The sequence below is a fragment of the Perlucidibaca aquatica genome (assembly GCF_001676655.1).
Taxonomy (GTDB): Bacteria; Pseudomonadota; Gammaproteobacteria; order Pseudomonadales; family Moraxellaceae; genus Perlucidibaca; species Perlucidibaca aquatica.
Window position 1 is genome coordinate 158,971 of sequence record NZ_LZDB01000001.1, and the last position, 12,896, is coordinate 171,866.

Consider the following 12,896-nt stretch of genomic DNA (forward strand, 5'->3'; position numbering starts at 1 on the left):
TTTAAAGCATCTTAGGGTTCAATAAGTGGCGCAAAGGCTGCCATAAATCGGAGGCCAGCATTCCTCGCTGCCCCTGTTCAGCGGCTATATCACCGGCACGGGCATGCAAACTCACCGCCAGCGCCGCCGCCTCAAATACAGGCACATGCTGTGCCAACAACGCCGCAACCACGCCCGCCAAAATATCGCCCATTCCCGCCGTGGCCATGCCCGGATTGCCCGCAGGGCATTGCCAACATTGCTTATCGTCGCTAATTAACGAGCCCGCACCTTTAAGGATGACGACCCCGCCATACCGCGACTGCAACGCCTTAACTGCCGACACTCGATCCTGCTGAACCGCTTGCACTGAACAGTTCAACAAGCGCGCCGCCTCACCCGGATGCGGCGTCAGCACACGCTCAGGATGGGGCTGCGGATTTTGTGCCAGCCAGCTCAAACCATCTGCGTCTAATACTTGTTTTTCTCCGGCCTCGGCCAACGTAGGCCAGAGCTGCTGCGCCCATGCCCCCAGCCCCAGTCCAGGACCAACCACCACCACTCGCGCCCCGCTCAGCAAGGGCTGCAAATCGCTGCGCTGAGCCACCGATTTCGCCATTAGCTCAGGCCGGTGCAGCCATAACGTAGCCGCTGTTAGCGGAGCGCAAGCCACCTGCGTAACGCCTGCGCCACACCGTAATGCCGTTTCTGCCGCCAGCAAAATAGCCCCGCTATAGCCGACATCACCGCCCACCAAAAGCGTGGGTCCGAACTGCCCTTTATGGGCATCACGCGCACGGGGCTTCAGCCAGCACTGCGCTAAGTCAGCATGCAGCGCATCTGTGATCAGGATGGGGTTGGTCTTGGTGGTCATCCCCTAAGAATGGCAGAATGCGCGCCATGAGGCGACTCCCTGTACAGCAAGAAGCCAGCAATACGCTTAATTTTAACGAACTCGCCACCGACATTAAGCGCTGGGGGCGAGAACTCGGCTTTCAACAAGTCGGCATTACCGACACCGACCTCGGCGAGCACCCTGAGCATCTGGCGAACTGGCTGGACAAGGGCTTTCAAGCCAATATGGAGTGGTTGCGCGAGCCCAAACGTGTCGACCCGGAAGCATTAATTCCAGGCACGAAACGCATCATTAGTTTGCGCATGGACTATTTGCCGGCCGAACCACGCATCCATGAAATTCTGAATGACGGTAACCGAGCTTACTTGGCGCGTTATGCCCTTGGCCGCGACTACCACAAAATTATTCGCAAACGCCTACAACACCTGGCGGACCGCATTGTTGCAGCGGTCGGACCATTTGGTTATCGCGCCTTTGTCGACTCCGCCCCCGTGCTGGAAAAAGCGCTGGCCAGTAAAGCGGGCCTCGGCTGGATGGGCAAGCACACGGTCATTTTGAACCGCAGCGCTGGCTCCTACTTTTTCCTGGGGGAATTATTTACCGACTTACCGCTACCCGTGGATACGCCCGTCACGAATCATTGCGGCAGCTGCCAAGCCTGTATCGATGTTTGCCCCACAAAAGCCATCGTCGCACCGTACACACTTGATGCCGGCAAATGCATTAGCTATTTAACGATTGAATACCGCGGCGTCATTCCTGTGGAATTAAGGCGAGCTATCGGTAACCGCATTTTTGGTTGCGATGATTGCCAACTGGTTTGCCCGTGGAATCGCTACGCTCAAGCCAGTCAGGAGGCCGCCTTCACGCCCCGCCACGCCTTTGATGGCCCACCCCTGCTCGATCTTTGGGCTTGGGATGAAGCCACCTGGCTAAAGCAAACCGAAGGCATGCCCCTGCGCCGCATGAACTATCCCAGTTGGCTGAGGAATCTCTCGATCGCCTTGGGCAACGCGCCCCAGTCTGCAGCGATTTTGACAGCACTTCAGGCGCGCAAGCAGTCGCTCGCAGACAGCGGGCAACTCGATGACGTGCTGGCCGAGCACCTAGACTGGGCGATCTGCCAGCAACAACTTACTCTTCGCTAAAGCCAGGCAGCTTGAAGAAGTACTGACGGTAGTAGCGCAATTCTTCAATGGAGTCCTTCACGTCATCCAAGGCCAGATGCGAGCTCTTCTTGGTGAATCGCTGCAACAAATCGGGATACCAGCGACGCGCCAACTCTTTAACCGTGCTCACATCTAAATTGCGGTAGTGAAAGAATGACTCGAGCTTGGGCATGCTGCGATACAAGAAGCGGCGATCTTGGCAAATAGAGTTGCCGCAAATTGGCGACTTTTTTGGGTCCACAAAACGACTCAAAAACTCCAGCGTCTGCGCTTCAGCATCGGCTTCTGAAATGGTGCTGCGTCGCACGCGAGAGATCAGGCCTGAGTTGCCGTGTTGCGTGGTATTCCACTCGTCCATGGCGTTTAACACGATGTCTTTTTGGTGAATGGCCAGCACTGGGCCTTCCGCCAAGATGTTGAGATGCGCATCGGTGACGATGGTGGCAATCTCGATAATACGATCGGTGTCGGGGTTGAGCCCGGTCATCTCCAAGTCAATCCAGACCAGATTGCTCGCTTTGTTAATACTCATGAACACTCCCAGCACTCGCCATCAGTGGCACAATGGTCGCAAGCATAGCAGACCGCGACAGCCCAGCCCGATAGGAATTGCATGAGCCAACGCCGTATAAGTCGCCAACAAGGTTTTCGAATTGATCGCATTCAATCGGAGCGTATCGCGCGCGCCGAAAAACGTGAGGCCAAGGCCGATGCCTTGCTTGCAGGTGGTGAGCTGGGCGCTGAGCAACGCGGCCGCGTTATCGCTCATTATGGTGTGCAACTCGCCATTGAGGCGCTGGAAGGCGACCTTCAGGGCCAGCGTTTTCGCTGCCATCGACGCAGCAATATCGATGCCTTGGTCACCGGTGATCACGTGATTTGGCAACCCGCTGCCGATGGACTCACGGGCGTCATTACTGCGCTCATGCCCCGACACTCGGTGCTCGTTCGCCCCGACCCTTACAACAAGCTCAAGCCGGTTGCAGCCAACATTGATCGCATTCTGTTGGTGATTGCCCCCGAGCCTACGCCCTCACCTGAGTTGATTGACCGCTACCTCATTGCCTGCGAGACCACCGGCATCCGTCCGGTCATTGTGTTAAATAAAGCCGACGTGATGACGCCAGCACAGGCTAAAGGGCTTGGCGCTCTGCTTGAGAGCTTTGCGGCACTGGGTTACGAAACCCGCACGCTTTCCGCGCACGGCGACATGGGCGATCTCAACGCCCTCGTCGCACAGCGCACGGTTGTTTTTGTGGGTCAGTCTGGCGTGGGTAAATCGTCCTTGATCAATGCGCTGCTGCCCGATGTGAATCAGAAAGTGCATCAGCTTTCCACAGGCTCCAAGCTGGGTCAGCACACCACTACCACGGCGATCTGGTTCGACCTTCCGGCGGGTGGCGCGCTCATCGACTCACCCGGCATCCGTGAATTCGGCGTCTGGCACATGGATCGTGAGCAGCTTTTATCGGGCTTTATTGAGTTCCACGATCACCTCGGGCAGTGTCGTTTCCGCAACTGCAAACATGCGCGGGAGCCCGGTTGCGCGCTCTTGCAGGCCGTTGAAGACGGTCATATTCAGGCACGCCGTCTCGCCAGCTTTCAACGCCTGATCAGTGAATTGGAAGCACGCTAAGCGCAGGGTATACTCCGGCCCTTTCCGCCACCGCTTATTGAGTAAATCATGGATCGCGTTTTTGAGTTTATGGGTAACCACCCCATGCTGGTCAGCAGCTTTATCGCGCTGCTCATTGCCTTTGTTGTCACTGAATCGCAACGTGGCGGCCGTCGCATTTCCGGCAATGAGCTATCACGTTTAGTGAATCAACACGATGCGCGCGTCATTGATATCCGCAATGTTCAGGAGTTTCGTGAAGGCCATATCACCGGCAGCATGAATGTTCCCTACAGCCAGGTCAGTGAAAAAGCAGCGGAACTGGTCAAGCTCGGCAAGCCCATTATTGTGGTCTGCGCCTTGGGTCAAGTCGCCAGTACGGCAGCTAAAACGCTGAAACTCGCCGGCGCGACCGACATTAGCTTCCTGGGTGATGGCATCTCAGGCTGGCGCCAACAAGGCCTGCCCCTCGTCCGTTAATTCTGCGTGATCGCTGAGAGCAAACATGAACGATATCGTCATCTATACCACGCAGGTTTGCCCTTACTGCGTGCGCGCAAAACAACTGTTTCAGCGTAAAGGCCTGACCTATCGCGAAGTCGATGTGAGCTTCGATCAGGCCGAGCGCATGGCTTTGGTGGCTCGTACTAAGCAGCGCACCGTGCCACAAATTTTTATTAACGATCAACATATCGGCGGCTGTGATGACTTGTATGCGCTAGAGCGCAATGGCCAGCTCGACACCCTACTGAATACTTAACGCGAACCCCCTAAAGAGAATAATCATGTCCGACGCCGTACAGCCGCAATTTGCTCTGCAACGCATTTACTTAAAAGACAGTTCATTTGAAGTGCCAGGCGCGCCCCGCGTGTTTTTGCAGACCTGGAGCCCAGAAGTCAGCATCGAGCTCTCCACCGCGCACGAGCGTCTTGAAGATGGCAGCCACTATGAAGTCACACTCGGCCTGACCGTTACCGCCAAAAATGAAGGCCAGGTCGCCTTTTTGGTTGAAGTAAAGCAAGCCGGGATTTTCCAAGCTCAAGGCTTTGCCGAAGCGGAACTCGGCCCCTTGCTGAACGCATACTGCCCGAACTTGCTCTTCCCTTATGCGCGTGAAGCGATTTCCGACATTGTTGGCAAGGGCAGCTTCCCTCAGCTATTACTGCAGCCCATCAACTTCGATGCCGTTTACGCTGAGCGTCAGCGTCACGAAGCTGAAGAGGCCGCTGCCTCCACCGCTCACTAAGTACTTCTGGCGCCAAGCTCAGCGGCCATTCACGAAGCCCGCTTGGCGCCATGCCTCATAGACCATAACAGCCACACTGTTTGATAAGTTCAAACTGCGACTATCTGCCTGCATGGGCAGTCTCAGCCTGTGTGCTGAATCAAATTCAGCCAAGTAATGGGCTGGCAAGCCTCGCGTCTCCGGCCCAAACACCAACACATCACCGGCCTGGAAGCTCGTCTCAAAGGCGGAGCTTGAGCCTTTGGTGGTGATGGCAAACCAGCGCTGCTCACTTAAGGCCAGCCGTAGCGCCGACCAGTCATCGTGAATTTTGATCTGAGCCCATTCGTGGTAATCCAGACCAGCACGCTTTAGCTTGCTATCGTCCAGCTCAAAGCCCAGTGGCTTCACTAGGTGCAGGCTAGCCCCCGTGTTAGCACACAAGCGAATGATATTGCCGGTGTTTCCGGGGATCTCCGGCTCAAACAGAACCACATTCCACATTGCCTTACTCACTCAAATTGAACAAAAAACGACTCATCTAGCGTCAACCTATCCCATGAACGCCCGTTGATTAAAGCGTGATGATTAGATGAGCATATCGATTATGGATCTTGTCGCGAACAGCGCTCTCGCCTATGGTGTGCGTTCTTTAAGTTCGACACCCAAAGTTATGACTGCACGCCGCCCCGCCCCGAACTCCATCGACGTATTTTTACGCGATGTGAGTCGACGCGCCCGTATGACGGCTGAGTTTGCCACGCGCGATCGCGATGTCGCGCAAGATATTGTGCAAGAAGCGATGCTGACCCTCGTTTCCAAGTACGGACAACACGACCCCGCCAGCTGGGGGCCATTATTCCACCGTATTTTACACAGCCGATTAATGGATCACTTCCGCCGCGAAACACGGCGACGAAAATGGTTCACGTTTTTGGAATCCCCTGATGAAGAAGGCATGGAAGATCCATGGCAACAGATTCCGGAAACCGTGGATCACAACCCCGTCACGCTGCTGCAGCGTGCCGACAACATGGATGTCGTTTTAGATGCAGTGAAAGAGCTGCCCATGCGCCAACAGCAAGCCTTTTTGCTGCGCGCCTGGGAAGGTTATGACACCGCGCAAACTGCTGAAATTATGGGTTGCGCCGAAGGTAGTGTGAAAACGCATTACTTCCGCGCGCTAAACAACATTCGGGCCAAGCTGGGTGCTATTGGCACCACTGCTGAGGATATGACATGAGCAACGAACTCACGTTGGATGACGCACGCCTCGCCGCGCGTGTTGCCGCCACACTAACCAAAGCTGCCAGCGAAGCGGATGCCGCATGGGAAGCCCGCGTCGCCGATATCGCCGCTGGTCGCATTAAGCCGCCCGCCCGCTCGCATCGCCTGCAATGGTCTGGCGGCCTCGCCTTGGCAGCCAGTGTGACCTTTATGTTGGCCATGCCGGGCAGTTGGCTCATGAAGGCCAGCAGCAGCTCTCAACCTGCCGTTTCCGCCGGTGTTGAAGGGCAAATGCTAGAAGAAATTGATTGGCTGATGGCCATGGAGGAAGCTGCAAGTGAAGGTCGTTAATACGCTCCTTTGCCTAGCCGTTTGTGGCCTGCTGAGTAACTTCGCGGCAGCGGATGCCCCTGACTGGGATCGCCTGACACCTGAGCACCAGGAGGTCTTAAGTGACTTCCAATCGACTTGGGAGACCTTGCCCAGTGAACGTCGCGAAAAACTCTTACAGCGTGCGGATAATTGGCAGCAATTATCCCCGGATTGCCGAGAGGCTCTGCAAAACCGGTGGCGTGAGCTGCGTGAACTTCCACCTGAGGTTCGCAGCACATTGCGTGAGCGCTGGCAGGGCATGACGCCCGTGCAGCGTCGTGAGGCCATGCAAAACAGCCCGCATAAAGCACGCTGCCCAAAAGCTAACTAACGCCCACCTTGGCTGCTGGCAGGGATCGCCGGCAGCTTCACTCCTCGTCGTCGTCACCCGCCACGGTTAAACCCAACTCTTTAATTTTCCGCGTCAGCGTATTACGCCCCCAGCCTAAAACTACGGCGGCATCGCGACGGCGTCCCCCGGTGTGCTGCAAGGCCTCAAGAATCAACACGCGCTCAAATGCAGGACCCGCCGCATCCAACAAAGGCATGGTCGGAGAGTTCTGTAATGCCCGTTTTGCCCATTGCGCCAGCGATTGCTCCCAACCCGTAGAGACTAACTGCGGCTCTTGCTCGCCACCCGGCTGCAACTCCGGCGGCAGATCCGAGATCAGCACTTCGCGACTCGAGGCCATCACGGTGAGCCATCGGCAGGTGTTTTCTAACTGACGGACATTGCCGGGCCAAGGCAGCTGCTGCAAATAGCTGGACGCTTCAGGTGTCAGTGATTTGGGCTCAACTTGTAGCTCACGCGCAGCGCGCGTCATAAAGAATGCGGCCAGACGAGGGATATCTTCGCTGCGATCCCGCAAGCGCGGGATGTGCACCCGAATAACATTGAGTCGATGAAACAAGTCCTCACGGAACTTGCCCTCTGCCACCAACTTCTCCAGGTTTTGATGCGTTGCCGCAATGATTCGAACATCGACACGGACCGGCACATGCCCGCCCACGCGATAGAACTCATTGTCGGCCAGCACGCGCAGTAATCGGGTTTGGGTATCGATGGGCATATCGCCAATCTCATCGAGAAAGAGCGAGCCACCGTTGGCTTGCTCAAAGCGTCCGACGCGCTGGGTACTTGCGCCGGTGAACGCACCTTTCTCATGACCAAAGAGCTCCGACTCCATGAGCTCCTTGGGAATTGCCGCCATATTCAACGCAATAAAGGGCTTACGCGCACGCGGTGAATGCTGATGAAGCGCACCGGCAACCAGCTCTTTGCCGGTGCCCGATTCGCCATTAATCAAGACGGTGATATTGGAGTTGCTTAAACGGCCAATGGCACGAAAGACCTCCTGCATCGCCGGAGACTCGCCAATAATACCGGTGCTGCGTGCCGTCTCGGTAAGGTCTGGCACCGCTTCGATCTGCTGCTCTTCATGGTGAGCAATTGCGCGCTTCACGAGGGCAACGGCCTCGTCCACATCAAAGGGCTTGGGCAGATACTCAAAGGCCCCACCTTGGTAGGACGCTACCGCTGAACTTAAGTCCGAGTGCGCGGTCATGATGATGACCGGCACATCAGGGAATCGATCGCGCACCTTGGCAAGAAAACTTAGTCCATCCATGCCCGGCATACGGATATCCGTCACAATCACTGCCGGCTGCTCGTCATCGAGCTGGTCCAGCGCGCTGCCGGCATCTTCAAAACACGTTGCCTTTAAACCTGCCTGAGTCAGGGCGCGCTCTAGCACCCAGCGAATGGCGCGGTCATCATCGATAACCCATACCTGTTTCGTCATCATTTTTTGGCATCCAAAGGCAGAAAAATACTAAAAGTGGTATCACCCGGCTTCGACTCACACTCGATCAGACCGTGGTATTGATGAATGATGTCCTGTGCAATCGACAGGCCAAGTCCGGAGCCGCCAGCACGACCACTCACCATGGGGTAGAACATTGACTCCAAGAGATCCGAAGGAATTCCGGGGCCGTTGTCACGAATATCCACTCGGAGTACCAAGCGATGACGTGTCGCACCAATGGTGAATTGCCGCACCGGACGTGTCCGCAGGGTCAACGTGGGTTCGCGATCACTGGGGTTCTCGAGCAAGGCTTGTAAGGCGTTGCCGCCGATGTTGAGCATGGCCTGAATGATTTGATCCGGGTCCGCCACGATATCGGGCAATGACGGGTCATAGTCGCGAATCAGCTGAATGCGACCATCAGCCTCGGCAGCCAGCAAACCCGCCACACGCTCCAAGCACTCATGCACATTCATACTACGGATAGTGGGCAACCGCCGTGGGCCTAACATACGGTCCGCCAGTGAACGCAAGCGATCAGCCTCTTCAATGATGATGCGCGTGTATTCCTTCAAATCCGCCGAGGGCAGTTCACGCTCCAACAACTGGGCCGCGCCTCGAATGCCACCCAACGGGTTTTTAATTTCATGGGCAACCCCGCGAACCAGCGTCCGCGTGGCGCGATGACTGGCCAGCATGGCCTCTTCACGAGCGATACGAAGCAATCGGTCGCGCGGCTGCACCTCAATTAACAGCTGCGTCTCTTCCTCCGGCGATTGCATCAGCGACACCGAGTAGTCCACCACGATATCGCGCAGACCTACGCGCAGCGCCGCCTCACGCTTGGTAAACGGATGCCCGCTGTGCAAGGTTTCCTGAAGGGCTTCGTCGGTGTTTTGATGCGTTTCAACCAATACATCCGACAAGGCTGCACCAATGGCACGGGTATGACTCACCGCCAGCAAGCTTTCGGCTGCCGGATTTAAATAGCGCAGGCGAAGCTGTGTGTCGCATAACAGCACCGCTGTACTGAGATTATCGAGCAAGCGTTTGGCGATTCGGGCTTGGTGCATGAAGGTCTCAGGAATAGACAACGTAATGGTGATTGCCTGCAAAAATTGCACCCATTCAGCGCAAATTGCTGGAATTGATGTCTCAGCAGCATCACGCCCCATGCTGAGTCACACATAAGCAGCATGGAAGCGCATGGCTCACTCAGTCCGCACCAATATAGTGCAACACATTTCGTGTATGCGCCACGACAGCTCAATCCGTGCTGCTCAGCATTTGCGCTACAATACGCGCCAAAGTTACTACCTGCGGTATCGCCCCATGTCTGCTGCCAATCCCAAAGTCGGTTTCGTGAGCCTCGGCTGCCCCAAGGCGCTGGTTGACTCCGAACGCATCCTCACTCAGCTGCGCACCGAGGGTTATGAAATTTCGCCCAGCTACGATGGTGCCGATTTAGTCGTGGTTAACACCTGCGGCTTTATTGACTCAGCCGTGCAGGAATCGCTGGATGCCATCGGCGAAGCGCTGGCAGAAAATGGCAAGGTGATTGTTACCGGCTGCCTCGGCAAGAAAGCGGATGTGATTCGCGATGTACATCCCAGTGTGCTTAGCGTTACCGGCCCGCACGCCTACGAAGAAGTGATGAGCGCGGTGCATCTGCATTTGCCGCCCAAGGCCGACCACAACCCGTACATTAATCTCGTGCCTGCACAGGGCATCAAACTCACGCCCAAGCACTACGCCTACCTGAAGATTTCCGAAGGCTGCAACCATCGTTGCACTTTCTGCATTATTCCGTCGCTGCGTGGCGATCTGGTCTCGCGCCCGATCGGTTCGGTGCTGACCGAGGCCGAGAATCTGGTCAAGGCCGGCGTGCAGGAGATCCTCGTGGTCTCGCAAGACACCAGCGCCTACGGCGTCGACCTCAAGTACAAGCTCGATTTCTGGGGCGGCCAGCCAGTGAAAACCCGCATGCTGGAGCTGTGTGAAGCGCTGGGCACCATGGGTGTCTGGGTGCGCCTGCATTACGTTTACCCGTACCCGCATGTGGACAACGTGATTCCGCTGATGGCAGAGGGCAAGATCCTGCCTTACTTAGACATTCCCTTCCAGCACGGCAGCCCGAGCGTGCTCAAGCGCATGAAGCGTCCGGCGCATGCCGAAAATACGCTGGAACGCATTCGCACCTGGCGCGAAATCTGCCCCGATCTCATTATCCGCTCCACGTTTATCGTCGGCTTCCCCGGCGAGACTGAGGCAGAATTCCAAGAGCTGATGGATTGGCTCAAGGAAGCACAGCTTGATCGCGTCGGCTGCTTCCCTTACTCGCCCGTTGAGGGCGCCGTGGCCAATGATGTCGCCGAGGCCGTGCCCGAGGACGTTAAGCTCGAGCGCCACGAGCGCTTTATGAAACTCGCCGCCGAGATTTCAGCGGAGCGCCTGCAGCGTCGCGTAGGCCGCGTCGAGACGGTGCTAGTGGATGAGATCGACGACGAAGAGGGCGTTGCTATCGCCCGCTCCTATGCGGACGCGCCTGAGATTGACGGTAACGTCTTTATCGAAGGCACTGGCGCCGCTAACCTGAAGCCGGGCCAAAAGGTGCAAGTGCGCATCACTGAAGCGGATGACTACGATCTCTATGCTGAGATCGTCACTGCCTGACCCGAGCCGCTTGAATTGAACCGCCTCGGGCTTAGCGGCCTGTAGGCGGGTCCGTCTTAATTCAGTAGCTTTCAGCGCTCAGAAATAGCCTTCACGCTTCTTTTTCTCCATAGAGCCGCTTTGGTCGCTGTCAATCAAGCGGCCTTGGCGCTCACTGGTGCGCGTCACCAGCATCTCAGCGATGATGTCTGGCACGGTGGTCGCCGTACTCTCCACCGCACCCGTTGACGGGTAGCAGCCCAGTGTCCGGAATCTCACTGAACGGGTGCTGATGCTGGCCCGCTCGTCGGCTGTCAGATGCTTGAGTATGCGTTCATCATCGATACAAATCAGCGCGCCATCCATATCCACCACCGGACGGGGAGCCGCGAAGTAAAGCGGCACAATGTCGATTTTCTCCAGCCAGATGTACTGCCAGATATCCAGCTCGGTCCAATTCGATAAGGGGAAAACGCGAATGCTTTCCCCTTTATTAATGCGGCCGTTGTAGGTCTGCCATAGCTCAGGACGCTGATTCTTAGGGTCCCATTGATGCTGACGATCACGGAATGAAAACACGCGCTCCTTGGCCCGTGACTTCTCCTCATCGCGACGACCACCCCCAAAGCAGGCATCGAAACCATACTGGTCGAGGGCCTGCTTGAGCGCGACAGTTTTCATCTGGTCCGTATATTTCACAGAGCCAGAGGTGAAGGGATCAACACCCGCCGCCAACGCCTCCCGATTCACGTGCACGCGAATATCAAGGTCGTATTGCTCAGCGATACGATCTCGGAAGCTGGCCATCTCGTGGAACTCCCAGGTCGTATCCACATGGAGCAAGGGAAAGGGAATTCGCCCGGGCGCAAAGGCTTTGCGCGCCAAATGCAGCATCACGGTAGAGTCTTTGCCAATCGAATAGAACATGCACGGGCGCTCAAACTCAGCCACCACCTCGCGCATAATATAGATCGCCTCAGCTTCCAGTTGCCGTAAGTGAGACATGGTGTTGACCGGACTCATAACATCACCTGTTGGGCCAAGAAGGTGTAAAGCGGAATACCGAAGATCAAATTCAGTGGGAACGTCACCACTAAGCTCATGCCGAAATAAAGCGCCGGGCGAGCCTCTGGAATGGCATGACGCAGCACCGCAGGCACCACGATATAAGACGCACTGGCCGCAAGCACCATCAGCAGGATGGTGTCGGGCAGGGAGATGGAAGCCAGCATACAAATCCCTAGCGCGAATAGTGCATGCAAGGGTGGTGCAATCAGCGCAAAGAGCACCAGCATAGGCGAGGCCGCACGCACATCCTTTACGTTGCGCGCCACTTGCAGGCCCATGTCCAGCAGGAAGAAGGCCAGCATGCCTTTGAACAAATCAATCGAGAACGGCTGCATGACTTCGCGACCGGCATCGCCGGTAATCCAACCAATCGCCATGCCGCCCAACAGGAGCAATTGCGCGCCCTGCGTCAGCGACTCACGTAAATGATGACCCGCACCTGATTGCGCCATCGCATTTCCAGCCACTGACTGACGACGTAGTCGATTCGCCATACTCACGGCAAAAATAACAGCAGGCGACTCCATGATGACCAAGGCGGCGGCCATATGTCCGCCAGGCTGCAAGCCCTGACCGTCAAGGAACTGAATGGCGGTGACAAACGTGACGGCGCTGACCGATCCGTAGGCTGCCGCAATCGCGATCGCATCCAGCGGTGCGGCATGGCGGCGAAGAAACGCGTAAGCACCGATCGGAATCAGCCAGGCCAGGAGGAGCGCAACCCCCAAACTTTTCGCCACATTGAAGTCCAGCCCGGTCTCGGCCAAGGCAAAACCGCCTTTCAAGCCCAGCGCCATGAGCAGGTAAAGGGATAGAAAGTGTGAAATAGGTTTAGGGATTTCGAGGTTACTGCCCATCAAACCGGCAAGCACCCCGAACACAAAAAAGAGAATGGCTGGGTCCAGCAAGGTATTCATCAAGGTTCAT

16 protein-coding genes are annotated in these 12,896 nt (G+C 56.4%); 9 read left to right on the top strand and 7 right to left on the bottom strand.

What is annotated here, in order from left to right; all coding sequences use genetic code 11:
* Position 1: 1 nt before the first annotated feature.
* Positions 2 to 853 (bottom strand): NAD(P)H-hydrate dehydratase, encoded by an 852-nt coding sequence (locus A8710_RS00785; RefSeq protein WP_068857542.1) that lies wholly within the window; start codon positions 851 to 853, stop codon positions 2 to 4.
* Between the two features lie 26 nt (positions 854 to 879).
* Here A8710_RS00785 and queG point away from each other — a divergent pair, with 26 nt between their 5' ends.
* Positions 880 to 1,983, top strand: a complete 1,104-nt coding sequence (gene queG / locus A8710_RS00790) for a tRNA epoxyqueuosine(34) reductase QueG (RefSeq protein WP_068858104.1) — start codon at positions 880 to 882, stop codon at positions 1,981 to 1,983.
* Here the strand turns inward: queG and orn are convergent.
* The gene (gene orn, locus A8710_RS00795; RefSeq protein WP_068857543.1) at positions 1,970 to 2,536 is read right to left on the bottom strand and encodes an oligoribonuclease; all 567 of its coding nucleotides are present in this window, start codon (positions 2,534 to 2,536) and stop codon (positions 1,970 to 1,972) included. The two genes, queG and orn, sit on opposite strands and share 14 nt — an antisense overlap.
* Positions 2,537 to 2,617: 81 nt before the next feature.
* On the opposite strand from orn, the gene rsgA reads away from it, so the two are divergent.
* The 4 genes from rsgA to secB are packed head-to-tail and all read left to right on the top strand — an operon-like array spanning position 2,618 to position 4,866.
* On the top strand, positions 2,618 to 3,640 hold the full coding sequence (gene rsgA / locus A8710_RS00800; RefSeq protein WP_068857544.1) for a small ribosomal subunit biogenesis GTPase RsgA: 1,023 nt from the start codon (positions 2,618 to 2,620) through the stop codon (positions 3,638 to 3,640).
* A 48-nt stretch (positions 3,641 to 3,688) separates the two neighbouring features.
* On the top strand, positions 3,689 to 4,099 hold the full coding sequence (locus A8710_RS00805) for a rhodanese-like domain-containing protein (RefSeq protein ID WP_068857545.1): 411 nt from the start codon (positions 3,689 to 3,691) through the stop codon (positions 4,097 to 4,099).
* Positions 4,100 to 4,124: 25 nt separating this feature from the next.
* The gene (gene grxC / locus A8710_RS00810; RefSeq protein ID WP_068857546.1) at positions 4,125 to 4,379 is read left to right on the top strand and encodes a glutaredoxin 3; all 255 of its coding nucleotides are present in this window, start codon (positions 4,125 to 4,127) and stop codon (positions 4,377 to 4,379) included.
* A 25-nt stretch (positions 4,380 to 4,404) separates the two neighbouring features.
* On the top strand, positions 4,405 to 4,866 hold the full coding sequence (gene secB, locus A8710_RS00815) for a protein-export chaperone SecB (protein ID WP_068857547.1): 462 nt from the start codon (positions 4,405 to 4,407) through the stop codon (positions 4,864 to 4,866).
* Positions 4,867 to 4,884: 18 nt separating this feature from the next.
* Here the strand turns inward: secB and trmL are convergent, their stop codons facing one another.
* A complete protein-coding gene (gene trmL / locus A8710_RS00820; protein WP_068857548.1) occupies positions 4,885 to 5,349 on the bottom strand; it encodes a tRNA (uridine(34)/cytosine(34)/5-carboxymethylaminomethyluridine(34)-2'-O)-methyltransferase TrmL in 465 nt (154 codons plus the stop codon).
* A 169-nt stretch (positions 5,350 to 5,518) separates the two neighbouring features.
* Between trmL and A8710_RS00825 the strand changes: the two genes are divergently transcribed.
* Genes A8710_RS00825 through A8710_RS00835 form a run of 3 tightly spaced genes read left to right on the top strand, consistent with a single transcriptional unit; the run spans position 5,519 to position 6,775 of the window.
* Positions 5,519 to 6,088, top strand: coding sequence for an RNA polymerase sigma factor (locus A8710_RS00825; protein WP_068858105.1), 570 nt, complete (start codon positions 5,519 to 5,521; stop codon positions 6,086 to 6,088).
* Positions 6,085 to 6,423, top strand: coding sequence for a hypothetical protein (locus A8710_RS00830; RefSeq protein WP_068857549.1), 339 nt, complete (start codon positions 6,085 to 6,087; stop codon positions 6,421 to 6,423). The genes A8710_RS00825 and A8710_RS00830 overlap by 4 nt, the downstream gene beginning before the upstream one ends.
* Positions 6,410 to 6,775, top strand: coding sequence for a DUF3106 domain-containing protein (locus A8710_RS00835; protein ID WP_068857550.1), 366 nt, complete (start codon positions 6,410 to 6,412; stop codon positions 6,773 to 6,775). Before A8710_RS00830 ends, A8710_RS00835 begins: the two co-directional genes overlap by 14 nt.
* Before the next feature lie 37 nt (positions 6,776 to 6,812).
* On the opposite strand, the gene glnG is transcribed toward A8710_RS00835, so the two are convergent.
* Together glnG and glnL are read right to left on the bottom strand one after the other, a co-directional pair.
* On the bottom strand, positions 6,813 to 8,249 hold the full coding sequence (glnG, locus tag A8710_RS00840) for a nitrogen regulation protein NR(I) (RefSeq protein WP_068857551.1): 1,437 nt from the start codon (positions 8,247 to 8,249) through the stop codon (positions 6,813 to 6,815).
* On the bottom strand, positions 8,246 to 9,322 hold the full coding sequence (glnL, locus tag A8710_RS00845; RefSeq protein ID WP_068858106.1) for a nitrogen regulation protein NR(II): 1,077 nt from the start codon (positions 9,320 to 9,322) through the stop codon (positions 8,246 to 8,248). The genes glnG and glnL overlap by 4 nt, the downstream gene beginning before the upstream one ends.
* Before the next feature lie 259 nt (positions 9,323 to 9,581).
* Here glnL and rimO point away from each other — a divergent pair, with 259 nt between their 5' ends.
* Positions 9,582 to 10,922 carry a 30S ribosomal protein S12 methylthiotransferase RimO gene (gene rimO / locus A8710_RS00850; protein ID WP_068858107.1) on the top strand — a complete coding sequence of 447 codons (1,341 nt, stop codon included), beginning with the start codon at positions 9,582 to 9,584 and terminating at the stop codon, positions 10,920 to 10,922.
* A 78-nt stretch (positions 10,923 to 11,000) separates the two neighbouring features.
* Here rimO and cysD read toward each other — a convergent pair whose 3' ends face one another.
* Complete coding sequence (gene cysD / locus A8710_RS00855) at positions 11,001 to 11,906, bottom strand: sulfate adenylyltransferase subunit CysD (protein ID WP_406609583.1); 906 nt, start codon at positions 11,904 to 11,906, stop codon at positions 11,001 to 11,003.
* Positions 11,907 to 11,920: 14 nt separating this feature from the next.
* Positions 11,921 to 12,886 carry a sodium-dependent bicarbonate transport family permease gene (locus A8710_RS00860; protein ID WP_068857553.1) on the bottom strand — a complete coding sequence of 322 codons (966 nt, stop codon included), beginning with the start codon at positions 12,884 to 12,886 and terminating at the stop codon, positions 11,921 to 11,923.
* Positions 12,887 to 12,896 lie beyond the last annotated feature (10 nt).

Coding starts and splice junctions, on each gene's coding strand:
- A8710_RS00785 (WP_068857542.1), bottom strand. CDS start 853: ATGACCACCAAGACCAACCCCATCCTGATCACAGATGCGCTGCATGCT.
- queG (WP_068858104.1), top strand. CDS start 880: ATGAGGCGACTCCCTGTACAGCAAGAAGCCAGCAATACGCTTAATTTT.
- orn (WP_068857543.1), bottom strand. CDS start 2,536: ATGAGTATTAACAAAGCGAGCAATCTGGTCTGGATTGACTTGGAGATG.
- rsgA (WP_068857544.1), top strand. CDS start 2,618: ATGAGCCAACGCCGTATAAGTCGCCAACAAGGTTTTCGAATTGATCGC.
- A8710_RS00805 (WP_068857545.1), top strand. CDS start 3,689: ATGGATCGCGTTTTTGAGTTTATGGGTAACCACCCCATGCTGGTCAGC.
- grxC (WP_068857546.1), top strand. CDS start 4,125: ATGAACGATATCGTCATCTATACCACGCAGGTTTGCCCTTACTGCGTG.
- secB (WP_068857547.1), top strand. CDS start 4,405: ATGTCCGACGCCGTACAGCCGCAATTTGCTCTGCAACGCATTTACTTA.
- trmL (WP_068857548.1), bottom strand. CDS start 5,349: ATGTGGAATGTGGTTCTGTTTGAGCCGGAGATCCCCGGAAACACCGGC.
- A8710_RS00825 (WP_068858105.1), top strand. CDS start 5,519: ATGACTGCACGCCGCCCCGCCCCGAACTCCATCGACGTATTTTTACGC.
- A8710_RS00830 (WP_068857549.1), top strand. CDS start 6,085: ATGAGCAACGAACTCACGTTGGATGACGCACGCCTCGCCGCGCGTGTT.
- glnG (WP_068857551.1), bottom strand. CDS start 8,249: ATGATGACGAAACAGGTATGGGTTATCGATGATGACCGCGCCATTCGC.
- glnL (WP_068858106.1), bottom strand. CDS start 9,322: ATGCACCAAGCCCGAATCGCCAAACGCTTGCTCGATAATCTCAGTACA.
- rimO (WP_068858107.1), top strand. CDS start 9,582: ATGTCTGCTGCCAATCCCAAAGTCGGTTTCGTGAGCCTCGGCTGCCCC.
- cysD (WP_406609583.1), bottom strand. CDS start 11,906: ATGTCTCACTTACGGCAACTGGAAGCTGAGGCGATCTATATTATGCGC.
- A8710_RS00860 (WP_068857553.1), bottom strand. CDS start 12,886: ATGAATACCTTGCTGGACCCAGCCATTCTCTTTTTTGTGTTCGGGGTG.